The organism is Kribbella capetownensis, from assembly GCF_004331485.1.
GTDB classification, from domain to species: domain Bacteria; phylum Actinomycetota; class Actinomycetes; order Propionibacteriales; family Kribbellaceae; genus Kribbella; species Kribbella capetownensis.
This window is the reverse complement of record NZ_SJKD01000007.1, coordinates 169,873-182,125: the sequence shown is the minus strand read 5'-3', so window position 1 is coordinate 182,125 and position 12,253 is coordinate 169,873. Positions and strand designations below refer to the sequence as shown.

16 protein-coding genes are annotated in these 12,253 nt (G+C 68.7%); 5 read left to right on the top strand and 11 right to left on the bottom strand.

Translation table 11 applies throughout. From position 1 onward, the window contains the following. Window positions 1-79 precede the first annotated feature (79 nt). The gene (locus E0H75_RS28895; RefSeq protein ID WP_131516828.1) at window positions 80-1,891 is read left to right on the top strand and encodes an AfsR/SARP family transcriptional regulator; all 1,812 of its coding nucleotides are present in this window, start codon (window positions 80-82) and stop codon (window positions 1,889-1,891) included. On the opposite strand, the gene E0H75_RS28890 is transcribed toward E0H75_RS28895, so the two are convergent. Then, the gene (locus E0H75_RS28890; protein WP_131516827.1) at window positions 1,888-2,301 is read right to left on the bottom strand and encodes a VOC family protein; all 414 of its coding nucleotides are present in this window, start codon (window positions 2,299-2,301) and stop codon (window positions 1,888-1,890) included. The genes E0H75_RS28895 and E0H75_RS28890 overlap by 4 nt on opposite strands. 202 nt (window positions 2,302-2,503) lie before the next feature. After that, window positions 2,504-2,962, bottom strand: a complete 459-nt coding sequence (locus tag E0H75_RS28885) for a peptidoglycan-binding domain-containing protein (RefSeq protein WP_131516826.1) — start codon at window positions 2,960-2,962, stop codon at window positions 2,504-2,506. Between the two features lie 432 nt (window positions 2,963-3,394). On the opposite strand from E0H75_RS28885, the gene E0H75_RS43245 reads away from it, so the two are divergent. Beyond that, window positions 3,395-3,535 carry a hypothetical protein gene (locus tag E0H75_RS43245; RefSeq protein WP_165554093.1) on the top strand — a complete coding sequence of 47 codons (141 nt, stop codon included), beginning with the start codon at window positions 3,395-3,397 and terminating at the stop codon, window positions 3,533-3,535. Between the two features lie 49 nt (window positions 3,536-3,584). After that, entirely contained in the window at window positions 3,585-4,556 is a 972-nt protein-coding gene (locus E0H75_RS28880) for an aldo/keto reductase (RefSeq protein ID WP_131516825.1), read from the top strand. Here the strand turns inward: E0H75_RS28880 and E0H75_RS28875 are convergent. Beyond that, a complete protein-coding gene (locus tag E0H75_RS28875; RefSeq protein ID WP_131516824.1) occupies window positions 4,544-4,936 on the bottom strand; it encodes a MerR family transcriptional regulator in 393 nt (130 codons plus the stop codon). The genes E0H75_RS28880 and E0H75_RS28875 overlap by 13 nt on opposite strands. A gap of 42 nt (window positions 4,937-4,978) precedes the next feature. Continuing rightward, a complete protein-coding gene (locus E0H75_RS28870; protein WP_131516823.1) occupies window positions 4,979-5,689 on the bottom strand; it encodes a hypothetical protein in 711 nt (236 codons plus the stop codon). Here E0H75_RS28870 and E0H75_RS28865 point away from each other — a divergent pair. Continuing rightward, window positions 5,675-6,571, top strand: a complete 897-nt coding sequence (locus tag E0H75_RS28865) for a LysR family transcriptional regulator (protein WP_131516822.1) — start codon at window positions 5,675-5,677, stop codon at window positions 6,569-6,571. The genes E0H75_RS28870 and E0H75_RS28865 overlap by 15 nt on opposite strands. Here E0H75_RS28865 and E0H75_RS28860 read toward each other — a convergent pair. The 6 genes from E0H75_RS28860 to E0H75_RS28835 all read right to left on the bottom strand — a co-directional run bounded on the left by E0H75_RS28860 (window position 6,537) and on the right by E0H75_RS28835 (window position 10,107). Continuing rightward, entirely contained in the window at window positions 6,537-7,220 is a 684-nt protein-coding gene (locus E0H75_RS28860) for a DsbA family oxidoreductase (protein ID WP_131516821.1), read from the bottom strand. The two genes, E0H75_RS28865 and E0H75_RS28860, sit on opposite strands and share 35 nt — an antisense overlap. Continuing rightward, window positions 7,217-7,696 (bottom strand): pyridoxamine 5'-phosphate oxidase family protein, encoded by a 480-nt coding sequence (locus E0H75_RS28855; protein ID WP_202873218.1) that lies wholly within the window; start codon window positions 7,694-7,696, stop codon window positions 7,217-7,219. The genes E0H75_RS28860 and E0H75_RS28855 overlap by 4 nt, the downstream gene beginning before the upstream one ends. A gap of 31 nt (window positions 7,697-7,727) precedes the next feature. Further along, entirely contained in the window at window positions 7,728-8,390 is a 663-nt protein-coding gene (locus E0H75_RS28850; protein WP_131516820.1) for a hypothetical protein, read from the bottom strand. Next, the gene (locus E0H75_RS28845; RefSeq protein ID WP_131516819.1) at window positions 8,387-8,884 is read right to left on the bottom strand and encodes a sigma-70 family RNA polymerase sigma factor; all 498 of its coding nucleotides are present in this window, start codon (window positions 8,882-8,884) and stop codon (window positions 8,387-8,389) included. The genes E0H75_RS28850 and E0H75_RS28845 overlap by 4 nt, the downstream gene beginning before the upstream one ends. A gap of 76 nt (window positions 8,885-8,960) precedes the next feature. Next, window positions 8,961-9,275 carry a hypothetical protein gene (locus E0H75_RS43240; protein ID WP_165554091.1) on the bottom strand — a complete coding sequence of 105 codons (315 nt, stop codon included), beginning with the start codon at window positions 9,273-9,275 and terminating at the stop codon, window positions 8,961-8,963. A 22-nt stretch (window positions 9,276-9,297) separates the two neighbouring features. Then, a complete protein-coding gene (locus E0H75_RS28835; protein WP_131516817.1) occupies window positions 9,298-10,107 on the bottom strand; it encodes a phytanoyl-CoA dioxygenase family protein in 810 nt (269 codons plus the stop codon). Between the two features lie 70 nt (window positions 10,108-10,177). On the opposite strand from E0H75_RS28835, the gene E0H75_RS28830 reads away from it, so the two are divergent. After that, on the top strand, window positions 10,178-11,014 hold the full coding sequence (locus E0H75_RS28830) for a helix-turn-helix transcriptional regulator (RefSeq protein ID WP_131516816.1): 837 nt from the start codon (window positions 10,178-10,180) through the stop codon (window positions 11,012-11,014). On the opposite strand, the gene E0H75_RS28825 is transcribed toward E0H75_RS28830, so the two are convergent. Beyond that, on the bottom strand, window positions 11,000-12,253 hold the full coding sequence (locus E0H75_RS28825; RefSeq protein ID WP_165554089.1) for an acyl-CoA thioesterase/bile acid-CoA:amino acid N-acyltransferase family protein: 1,254 nt from the start codon (window positions 12,251-12,253) through the stop codon (window positions 11,000-11,002). The genes E0H75_RS28830 and E0H75_RS28825 overlap by 15 nt on opposite strands.

The window sequence follows — 12,253 nt, the reverse complement described above, 5'->3', positions numbered from 1 at the left end:
ACTTTAGCTTGAGCATAGGACCGGGCGGTTCCAGCGGCAGGCGAGATGTGACAGCGAATTGCAGGCGTTGCGCGCTTGGATGGCCAATGCTGTGCCGCAGGTGGACAAGCCGTCGGCGGCCGATCGGCGTGGAGTGTTCCTGAACGTGCACGAGGTGAGTGTTCGGTTACTGGGCCCGATGGAGGTCCGGATCGGTCGCCGGCCGATCGCGGTCGTCGGCGGCCGTCGGCGAGTCCTGCTCGCTCTCCTGGCCGTGGCGGCACCTGCGCCGCTGCTGGCGGAGACACTCGGCGGGCGGATCTGGCCGGACCTGCCACCAGCGGGCACCCGGAAGAAGGTTCAGACCCTGGTCGTGCGGCTTCGGCAGGATCTCGCGTTCGATGCCATCGAGAGTGGTCCAGGCGGGTACCGGCTGCGCTGCGACGTCGAAGACCTCGACATCGCCCACTTCGACAGCCTGCTCTCGGAAGCGGCTCGAGCGGACGATCCGATGGTGGAGCGGGACCTGCTGGCGGCGGCACTGGATTTGTGGCGGGGTGATCCCTTCGAGGGCGTTGAGTGCGGTTGGCTTCTCGATCAGGTGGCCCCGCGCCTGACCGAGCGGTATCTGGCCGCGATCGGCCGTCGCATCGAGCTGGACCTGGCGGCCGGTCGCCAAGCCGAGTCGATCGCAGAACTTCGTGTTCTCACCGGCAGACACCCGCTGCACGAAGCCGGCTGGGGACAGTTGCTCAAGGCACTCATCTCCGCCGGACGGCCGACGGAGGCGTTGTCCGCCTATGCCGACGTTCGAGGTCTGCTGGCGACTGAGCTCGGAATCGAGCCGGGACCGGAGCTGCAAGGGATCTACAGCGGCCTGCTGCAGGCCGACGCTGAGCGCCATCCTCCGCAGTTCGTGCCCCAGCAGCTTCCGCAGACCGTTCGCAGGTTCGTCGGCCGCAGTGCCGAGCTTGCCACCCTCGACGAACTGCTGCCAGCCGGTCAGGTCGTGTGCGCAACGATCGTCGGCGGCGCTGGCGTGGGCAAGACGGCCACGGCCCTGCGATGGGCACATCGGGCCCGTCATGAGTTCAGTGACGGCCAGCTGTTTCTGGACCTCCGCGGTTTCAGCAGGACCGATCCCCTCGAGCCGATGGCGGCACTGGACGCACTTCTGCACAGCCTTGGCTTTACCGCGGACCAGATCCCCCGTTCGGGTACGGCGCGCACCCGCGCACTGCACGGCCGCCTGTCCGGAAAACGCACCCTGGTGGTCCTGGACAACGTCCGCGACGTCGACCAGATTCGTCCGTTGCTCCCGGGGCTTGCCGGCGTCCGCGCACCGGTCCTGATCACCAGCCGCAACCGCCTCCGTGACCTGAATCGCCTTGGCTGTCACCGAACCATCGAGCTGGGCATGATGCCGTCGAAGGAGGCGGTCGACGTACTGACCGCCTCTCTCGGCGAGACGCCGCACCATCGGCGCGCAGCTGACCTGGCTGAGCTCGCACGGCTGTGTGGGCACCTGCCGTTGGCGCTCGCGATCGCAGGTGAGCAGCTGGCAAGGCAGCCGTGGGCGACGACCGGCGACCTGATCGACCAGCTCACTGCCAGTCGACCCCGACTCGACGCGTTCGACTCACCGGATGACCCCACTACCAGCCTTCGAGCGGTCTTCTCCTGGTCCTACCACGCGCTCGACAGCGACACCGCTCAACTGTTCCGGATGCTCGGTCAACACACCGGATCAGACATCAGCGTCCGCACCGCCGCCGCACTTGCGGGAACCGACGAGCCCGACGCGGCCCGCAGCCTCCGCCGACTCGTCGACGAACACCTCCTCATCAGCCACGGCTCCAACCACTTCGAAATGCACGCCCTACTCCGCAGCTACGCCGCCGAGGACCTCTAGTCGCTGGTCGAGGGGGTTCCTGCGCCCCAGACGAGGCAGAATTCGTTGCCTTCGGGGTCTCGTAGGCATTGCCAGAGGCCGCCGTCGTAGATGTCGTCGGCTCGGGAGGCGCCCAGTGCCACGGCGTGCTCGATGGACTGGTTGCGGGTGGCGGGTGGGACGTAGAGGTCCAGGTGCTGGCGGTTCTTCGCCTGCTTGGCCTCCGGGACCTGGACGAAGTCGAGGCGGACGGCGGCGCCGTGCAGCTCGATGACGCCGTCCTCGGCCGGGCGCAGTTCGCCGCCGAGGAGCGACTGCCAGAAGCGGCTGAGTGCGTCCGGGTCCGATGCGTCGAAGGCCACTGCGTCGATCACCGGCACAGGTAAGGACGACGTACTGCGGTCCTCGTCGGTGCTCGGTCGATCGGTCATGGGCTCTCCTCGGTTCACTGCTGCCAACCGGCTGGATCCTACGTCGCCTTCTGTGGACGGGTCCGAGATGGTTGGTGCCGAACGTGAGCTCGAAGCCATCCTCGGTGCGCTGGAACGGCACTCAGAATCTGAATGCGTTGAAGTTCTTCAGATGCAAAGACTTGCGGCCCGCCTGGTGCGGGCCGCAAGTCTTTGGGTGTGGTCAGTTGCCGGCCATCTGGTTGTTGCCGTGGACCAGCATCGAGTTCAGCGCGGCCCGGGTCGCGCTGTTCAGCTGGCCGGTCTGGGACAGGTGCGCGTCGCGCTGCAGGTACTGGATGGCGTGCACGGTGTTCGCGTTCTCAACCCCCGTGATCGGCCCGTCGTAGTAATTGAGCTGCGCGAGCTGCTGCTGCAGTGACTTCACGGCAGCCGACGGGACCACAACCGGAGTCGTCGGGGTCTTCGGGGTGTTCGCCGGCGTCAGGCCGTGGTCGCCGGCGCCCGGCTGGTACTGGCCGGACGAGCTGGAGCCGGCCGGCGGGGTCGCGGCGCTTGCCTGCGCGGGGCCCTGGAAGCCGATGACGGCGGCGGTGGCGATACCCGCCACCGCGAGGCAGCTGGCGGCGACGGTAGCGATGATCCAGGCCTTCGGCCTGCCGGCTGCGGTCGTGCTGGGCATTTCGGTTCTTCTTTCTGCTGTTGGTCCGGCTGATCCGTCCCGATGAAGCAACAGTGCGCCCGTCCGGCCGCCACCACGATCCACCAACCGGCCGATCACCCGGCCGATCCGCCGTCCCCCGATCGGTGGATCTGAGGGGGTTGAGCCGGTGATCTGAGGGGGCGATGTCGATGTGGCGGCCCGCCCGCGCGACGACTGTGGAAGTGAGCGGCCAGCCGGCCGCCGGTCTTCAGGGGAGATGTCATGAACCGCATGTACTCAGCCATCGCAGCATCCGCACTCGCCGTGGGCGCTGGGGCATTCACCGCGACCGAGGTGTCGGCACTGGTGCGAGACCCGCAACCGGGGTCAGGCTCCGGACCCACAACGACTTCGGACTGCTACTACCCGCCGCACCCCAGGTGCGGTGCGGCCCCCGAGGTGGCACCTGTCGTGCCGTCACAGCCCGCTGCAAGTCTGTCGGACGACAGCGGCGCCGAGGCAGTGCAAGCAGGCGCTTCCGCACTCGCCGGTGCCGGCCTCGCGTTCGGCGGGATGTGGCTGTACCGGCGCCGCCAGGCACCAGCGATGTGAGGAGAAAAGGACTTGAGCTGGTGTGCACTCCAGGTCTTAGCGTCGGGACATGGATTACAGAAACCTCGGAGCAACCGGGCTGAAGGTCAGTGAACTGTGTCTCGGCGCGATGATGTTCGGCGGCCAGACGGACGAGCAGGACAGCGCGGAGGTCCTGAACAAGTTCACGGACGCCGGTGGAACGTTCATCGACACCGCCGATGTGTACGGCGCCGGGCGGTCGGAGGAAGTGCTCGGCGGCTGGCTGAAGACACAGCGGCGGGAGGACCTCGTCATCGCGACGAAGGTCTGGGGCCCGATGGGCTCCCAGCCGAACGACCGCGGCCTGTCCCGCAAGCACATCCTCGATGCCGTCGACGCGAGCCTGCGCCGTCTCGGGACGGACTACATCGATCTCTACCAGCTGCATCGATGGGACGACAGCACGCCGCTCACCGAGACGCTGTCGACCCTCGACACTCTGGTGAAATCCGGCAAGGTCCGCTACCTCGGCGCCAGCAACTTCCACGCCTGGCATCTGCAGAAGGCGATCGAGCTCTGCCGGCAGAACGGCTGGGAGTCCTTCGCCAGTCTGCAGCCGCTCTACACCCTGCTCGACCGGAGTCCTGAGTGGGAACTGCTTCCGGTCTGCCGGAACGAGGGCCTCGGTGTGATCACCTGGTCCCCGCTGCGTTCCGGCTGGTTGTCGGGCGCCTTCCGGCGTGGCATGACGGCGCCGCCCCCGGGCAGCAAGGCCGCGGGGCCTGGAACGCATGCCTGGGAGCGGTACGCCAACGACCACACCTGGGGTGTGATCGACGAGCTGGAAGCCGTCGCGAAGGACGCCGGACGGACGATGCCGCAGGTGGCTGTCCGCTGGCTGCTGCAGCAACCCGGCGTCACCGCGCCCATCATCGGTCCGCGGCTGCCGAAGTACCTCGACGATCTCCTCGGCGCGGTCGGATGGTCGCTGACGCCGGAACAGCTGGAGCGGCTGGACACCGCCAGCCGGCCGGAGCTGCCCTACCCCTACTTCCTCTGAGCGGACGCGGTGGCTTCACGAGCGTCCGCCGTACGGTAGTAGTCGAGCTTGTCGTCCAGTACACCTAGCGCGACGTTCATCTTCGCGATCTCCTCGCGCAGCCGGTCGCGGTGACTCTCGAGCAGCTCGACCACGCCCGCGTTGCCGTTTGTGCGGTTCCGCAGGCTGCCCATGAACCGCTGCAGGTCGGTGATCCCCAGGCCGGCCTGGCGCAGGCAGATCAGCAGCCGCAGCCAGGCCACGTCGTGGTCGCTGTAGATCCGCTTGCCCCCGGTCGTACGCCGTACCGGGCCGAAGAGGCCGAGGCGTTCGTAGTAGCGCAAGGTGTCCAGGCTGAGGCCGGTGCGCTCGGACGCCTCGGCCGGTGCGTATGACGTCATGCGGTCCATCATCCGATCTGGAGTGCGGTCCAGGTCAAGCGATCACTTGTGCCGGCGTGCGGTGACGACGGCGGCGATCGCCCCGAGGGACAGGACGGCGGCGAAGCCGATCATCGCGGGCTGCAGGGCGACGTGGCGGATCACGATGCTGAACGCGATCGACGGGAGGCCCATGCCGAGGTAGGCGATGACGAAGAACGTCGCCAGTACGCCGGCGCGTGACGCCGGGGCGGCCGCACCGACGGTTTCGGCGACCGCGCTCTTGAAGAGCAGGCCGGCGCCGCCACCGCTCAAGGCCGCCGCGACGAGCGCCAGCCAGAGCATCGGGTGGTAGAGCGAGACCGCGGTGAGGGCGAGCCCGATCGGGAAAGTGATGGTGCCAGTCACGAGCGCGACGGCCTGACTCGCGCGGAGCAGGGCGAGTTGCGCAAGGGCCGAGGCCGCGAAGGCCGTGAACGGAGCCAGCCCCGCGACGAAGTACGACGTGATGCCGAGCTGACCGCGGACGATGATCGCGCCGAGTGACGAGAACAACCCCATCACCGCGAAGGCGAAGAACCCCACGGCAGCAGCGGATCCGAAGGCCGCACCCGCGCCGGGACGCAGCGCGAACCGGGCCGGCCGATCGTTGCCTCGGGCCTCGATGTCCACCGTCTCCGGCGTCGACAGGACCAGCAGGAGCAGCACGATCATCAATGCGCCGAAGACCGTGTACGACGTCCGCAGCGGAGTCGGAGGATGGAGTTTCGGCATCTGCGGCACTTCGTCGCGCTCGCGGAGGAGCGGAGTTTCACCCGGGCTGCGGAGCGTGAGCACATCGTGCAGTCCGGTCTGTCGACGTCGATCCGGGCGCTGGAGAAGGAAGTCGGTGCGCCGCTCTTCGTGCGCGGCACTCGTCCGGTCCGGCTGACGGCCGAGGGACTCGCGATGCTGCCGGCGGCGCGGCTGGCGTTGGAGGCGGCGGTCAACGCGCGGCAAGCGGTGCAGGACACGCAGGGCGTGCTGGCCGGCGAATTGCGGATCGGCGCCCTGCAGACTGCCGGGCACACGCTGCCGGTCTCGTCCTGGCTGGCCGCGTTCGCCGTCGATCACCCGGCGGTGCGGATCCGCGTGCAGCAGCTTTCCGCGCTGGCGATGGTGGAGATGGTTGCCGACGGCCACCTTGACTGTGCGCTGGTGTCACTGGTGTCGGACCGGGTCCCCGGTCTCGAGGTCGTTCCGCTCGTTGCCGAGCCGCTGGTGCTCGCCTGTACGCCGACTCATTTGCTCAGCTCAACCGACGCCGTCAAGCTCACCGATCTCGCCACGGAGCGCTTCGTCGAAACGCCTCCCGAGTGGGCGATCCGTCAGGTGCTCAACGCCGCCTTCGAGGAGGCAGGCGTCGAGCGGGACGTCGTGTGCGAGGTGAACGAGTGGACCATGCTCCTCGACCTCGTCTCGGCCGGCGTCGGCATCGCCCTCATCCCCGAAGGGCTGGCCCTCGACACCTCTGCCGTACGCCTGGTCCCGCTAGCCGGCCCGGACCTCGTCCGCCGAGTAGACCTGGTCCTCCCCACCGGCCCCGCCGCATCCCCAGCCGCCGGCCGCTTCCGCGAGTACGTCACTCACCCCGAGACGCGGCGACGGCCTGGGTGAGGAGTTGGTCGGGCCACGTGAGGTCCGTGTTGTGGGCGATGGGGTAGCCGGAGGCGTACGGGCCCTCCCAGTGGACGGTGATGCCGGGGTTGTGGATGTTGGTGCCGTCGGGGAGGAACAGGTGAGGGCTGCCTTGGATGGCGTCGGTGATGGCGACGGCGTGGTCGGCCATGACGGTGGCTCGGGCGCGACCGTCGTCGAGGGCCTCGGCGAGTGCGGTCACGTCGACCGAGCCGGCCCCCTTGGCGACGTCGAGGATCACCTGGCGGTGCCCGATCGACAGCGACTCCTGCCAGAAGGCGCAGCGCAAGGCGTAGTCGAGATCCTCCGACTCGCGCAGACCCTGCTCCTTCGCCGCGTGCACAGCCTCGGCCGCGAGCATCACGGTCGACGGATACGTCCATTCAGGCTGCGTCCACAGCCGGAACCCGAGCTCCGGCGCCACCTGCCCGAGCCCGACGGCCTCGCTGTCGGTGCCTGGCCTCGAGTGCGGTCCGTTGAACAACTCGAGCGCGAACGTGTGGTGATCGATGTGCACCTGGTCGTCGAGACCGAGCCGCTCCCGCGCCGCCCGGAGCCGATGAACGGCTACAAACGCGAACGGACACAGCAAATCCGACCAGACCTGGATTGTCCCCGGCGCGATCATTCGTCCTCCACGTGGTCGGCACCAGATGGGTTGTTGGTGAACCGCTCAGGCTTGAGCAGGACCGCCGTACGCCGGTCCGCGACCATCTCGCGGTCGTACTCGTCGAGATCCGGATGCTGGCCACCCGCCGCGTGGTAGACGTCGCGCAACAGCACCCGCAACTGCTCCGCGTCGAGACCTGGCAGCGCGTCATCGGGCCCGGCGAGCTCGACCGGCCCGCTGACGGCGATCCACCGCCAGCCCGCCCGGAACACGAGCGTCGCGTTCGGATCCCGGCGCAGATAGGTGAGTTTGGCCGTCCGGCCCCGCGCGACGAGGGCGACGACCGGCTCCCCGGTGAGCGGATGCGGCAGTACGCCGGCATTCACCACCGAAACAGCCGGCTCCCCGGACCGCCCACGAACGACAAGCACAGCCAGCCAGTAATCCTGACCACCGAGCTCTTTGACCACCTCGAGTCCCGCCTGCAGTTCCATGTCCCGAATCTAACGGACCATGGTCCGTTTCTCAATCGGACAGCTGCAGGGACAGGAAGGTGATCGGATGCTGACCCGGGAACAGCTGTCCGTACAGGTCGACGCGCCCGGCGGCGGGAACAGTCGCTCCGCAGTGGCGAAGGCTGATGGACGCCGTCAGGGCTTGCGACGTCACCGGCTTCTCGACGGTGACGGTCGCGTCGCCGATCACCACGTGGTTCCGGGTCACGACGAACGTCGACTTCGCGCCGATCCACGCGTCGATCCGGTCGACCTGCCGCGGGTCCCCGACCTCGAGCCGCAGTTCTCCGCCCCAGCCGTCCGCGGACTTCGGGATGGTCTGGTCCGGCAGTACCAGACCTTCGCGCCCCGAGCTGCGGCCGAGTGGGAAGCTCGCGTCGATCTTCCCGCCGCACTTGGGTCCGTCGCCCACCGCTGCCGTCGGCTTCGTCGGCAAGGGCGAGGGCGAGGGCGAGCCGGCCACCGGGGCCTGGCCGCTTCCACCGGGCAGTACGGCGTACGCGCCCACGGCGATCACCGCGGCACTGACCAGGCCGCTCAGGCCGGTGACGGCCATCCGCCGGCGGCGCCGCTGACGGATCCGGGGGAGCAGGCGGTGCTCGTCGAGCCGGACCTTGTCGCTGCCCTCGGCGGCCACGGTCTTGAAGAGGTGTCGCAGGTCGTCGGAGGTCATCGCGTCGTCTCCTCGGGTACGGCGAGCTGGGTGGCGAGTTTGGCCCGGGCGTCGGCGAGATGGCGCTTCACCGTGCCCTCGGCGCAGTCGAGCTGGTCCGCGATCTCGAGGACGGTCAGGTCCTCGTAGTACCGCAGCACCACACAGGCGCGCTGCTTGGGGGACAGAGTGGCGAGCGCCTGGCGGACTTCGTCGGCGACGGCCTGATCGTCGTCGTGGTGCTCGACCGGGTCCACCAGCAGGTGTCGATTGGCCCGCCACAGCCGTGCGCGCCGGCGGCCGTCGACGTACTGGTTGAGCATCGCGCGCCGCACGTACCCCTCCAGTTGCTCGACGTCACCGCTGACCCGCAGCCGGCTGAAGACCCGCAGCAGTGCGTCCTGCACGAGGTCGGCCGCCGCGGCGGACTCTCCCGTCAGCAGGTACGCGTAAGCGCGTAGTGATGCGCCTCGCACCGCCACCAGTTCCCTGAAGACGCGTTCCCAGTCGGCCATCGGCACCTTCCTCCCCGCGGTCCTGTCACCTGCCCAGACGAATAGCGGCCGCCGGGCGTTGGGGGTGTCACACAACTCACTCACGATTCTTCATCGTCCGCCACGCGCGTGACCGGGCCAGACGCCGTACGGCGGCATTGCGCCGTACACGCTGCTTGACCCTAGCCCGCAGCGTGCGCCGGACCGGCTTGCGAACGGGAGCCGGAGCCCGCGGCGCGGCGGGCGGTCGCGTCACGTACTGGCCGAGCTCCTGGAGGTGGTCGTCGAAGACGACCCGCCACAGGAGCTGCCGCAGCGCCACCTCGTCGGCCGCGGTGGTCCGGCCGGCCACCGACGACGCCCACAGTGTGCGGATCGCCTCCGCGTCGAAGTCCGCAGACGTGGTCAGCACAACTCCGGTCCGCCGTTGGGGGCTATCGCTGATCGGTTGGCCAGAGCAACGGCTGGATTGTGGGGTCGGTGTAGTCGGGGGTGGGGTTGTTGGGGACCAGGGTGTCGTTCGGGTGGCTTGCGCCGGGGCGCCAGCGGTTGGTGGTGGGTTGGAGGTGGATGGCCAGCGAGCGGCGGGGCGACGTACCGCGGTTGGCGGAACTGCCGTGGACCGTGCGGCAGTGGTGGAAGCTGACCTGGCCGCGGCGCATCCGGGGTACGACGGGAGTCAGGTCAAAGCCCTGCGCGACGATCGAGGCCTCAAGGGCATCGGCGTCCTGAGAGAAGAAGTCGAGGCCGGTGATGTCCCAGCGGTGACTGCCAGGCAGGAATGACACCCCTCCGTTGACCTCGTCGACGTCGTGGAACCCGACCCACGCGGTGAGCATGTCGTCCGACGTACATGACTGCCAGTACTGCCGGTCTGTGTGCCACCCGACTCGAGCCGAGCCGCCCACCGGCTTCCTGAGCAGTTGGTCGTGCCACAGCCGGATCCCGTCCGCACCGGACAGCGCGGCGGCCGTCGCACCGATCGCCGGGTGCCGGACCAGCGCCGCGAGTTCGTCGACGCGGAGTGAGGAGTAGTCGTTCTTCCGCAGTACGTCGCCGTCCGACGGCTGCCAGCCACGCGTCGCCGGCAGGTCGGGGAGGATGTGGTCGTGGTCGCCGGCGTAGAAGCGCTCCATGCCGCGCTCGGCCGCATCGAGTACGTCGGGCGGCACGATCACCGGCGAGATCCAGTAGCCGTGCTCACGGTAGAAGGCGAGGTCGTCAGGCCCGGGAAGTTCTGTCATGCCGGAACCGTAGGAAATCGGGGCTGTTCGCCGCGTTGCCGTTGTTCAGGCAACTGGACACAATCTTCAGGTGTCTCTGACCCAGCCTCACGGGCTGCGCGCGGGCTTCCACGCCGACGTACACGATCCTGTCAGCGGTCTCGTGCACGCCGGTGAGCAGTGGGTCCCGGAGCAGTTCCTGATCGAGCCGCATCAGCATCCGGTGTGGGAGATCTACCTGCAGTTGCACGGCGTGACGCGCTGGGTGGCGGGTGACCAGAGCTACCTCCTCCAGCCCGGCCACCTGTTCGCCGTACCTCCGGGTCTCGTGCATCACCTGGCTGGTCGTTCGGGTAATCACCACTTCTATTTCGCTGCCATCGACCTCGATCCCGTCGTACGACGCCAGCCCGCGCTGACCCTGGAATGGCCCGCAGCCGTCGCGCATCGTGAGGCAGGAGAGGTCGCGCACGCCTTCGCGCAACTCGTCCGCGAACTCACCACCCGCTACGAGTACAACGACACCGGGCTGGCGCTGGCGGTCGACCACCTGGTGCTGTCGGTCGCGCGGGCGATGGCGCCGACCGCCGCACCACAACTGGCGATGCACCCGGCGGTGCGGACCGTGAAACGCCTGCTGGAGCAGGAGTTCCACGAACACTGGACGCTCCGCCGACTCGCTGACCGGGTCGGCCTCGCGCCGTCGTACCTGGCCGAACTGTTCGCCGACCACCTCGGCCAGCCGCCGCACCGCTACCTCAACGAACGCCGCATCGACCGCGCCCGGCAACTCCTCGAATCCAGCGACCTGACCATCACCGCGCTGGCCCTCACCCTCGGCTTCAGCTCCAGCCAGCACTTCGCCCGGGTCTTCCGCCACCACACCGGCACCACCCCCACGGCGTACCGGGCCTCATGGTGTCAGTGACTCGAGCAGGGCGAGGACCGCGGTCCACCCTTTCCGGAGCGCGGCCTCGTTGCCCACGCGAGTGCCGCCCAGCGAGATGAGTGTGCGCGTCACCGGATGCACCTCTTTCGTCCCTATCGGCAGGTACGGCGCTCCGCTGACACCGTGACCGGCCTGCGGGTAGATCAACGCGCGATGCGGGAAGCGGTTGTGGGCGTCATCGAGCTCCTGCGCGATCCGTGGCGCCGCCGTCATCGACGGCCAGAGCTGGTCGTCCGCGCCGGCGATCGCGAGCACCGGGCCGCTGACATGGTCGACCGGAATCCGGGCGTCGCGCTGCAGTTCTTTGCCACCCAGGGTCCACGCTGCGCCGCCTCTCTCAGGGAACGATCCGACCACCACGTCGGTCGGTGCATAGAGGACTGCGCCGTGCACCAGGCCGGGGAAGTGCTCGCTCAGCAACAGTGCCGCCTCGGTGCCACGGGACGCGCTCAGTGCGATCAGGTGTGCTGGGTCCACTCGGGGCTGTCGGGCCAGCCAGCGGGCAGCGGTCGCGAAGTACTCCAGCGGGATGTCGTGAAGGTCCTGCGGCAACCCCGGTGCATGGAAGTACGCGATCGCGAGGGTGGGATACCCATGCGAGGCCAACAGGGCCGCGACGGACTGGACGCCCAGCCCGCCTTCGGACCCACCGAACACGAGGACGGCGGGATGCTTGGAGGCATCGGGTGGTGGAGCGACGTACACCCCGCTCACCTTGTCGGCCGCCAGGGTGAGGGTCCTGGTCGTGACACCGGCGGCCAGCCACTGCCTGGTCAGCTGGGCGCTCGCACGAGTCTTGCCCTTCTGGAGGACTCGGATCTCCACGTGCTCGACCGGGTGGCCGTCCTCGGCCGGCGGGGTGTAGGCCTGGGCGTCCGGATTGCCGTCGGGTGGGTTCATCGACCAGAACAGTCCCATCCCGTCGACGCCCTGATAGCTGCCGGCCGTCGGGGCGGCCCGGTCGAGATCGATCGAACCGTGGTCGTCGGCCGTGAACGTCGCCTCGGCTCGCCAGGTCTTGCCGTCGCGAGCGGGAGCCTGCGCACCGACCTGCACGCTGGCGTGCGGCGAAAGTCCGCTGATCGTCAGATGGACAGGCTGATCCGCCAACGCGGTCGCGTGGTCGACCTGGATCGTCGCGTGGTCGGTCGTTCCCGACGTACACCCACTGGTCAGCAGGCAGGCGGCTGTGGCCAGGAGCATCACGCGGCGGAGCAT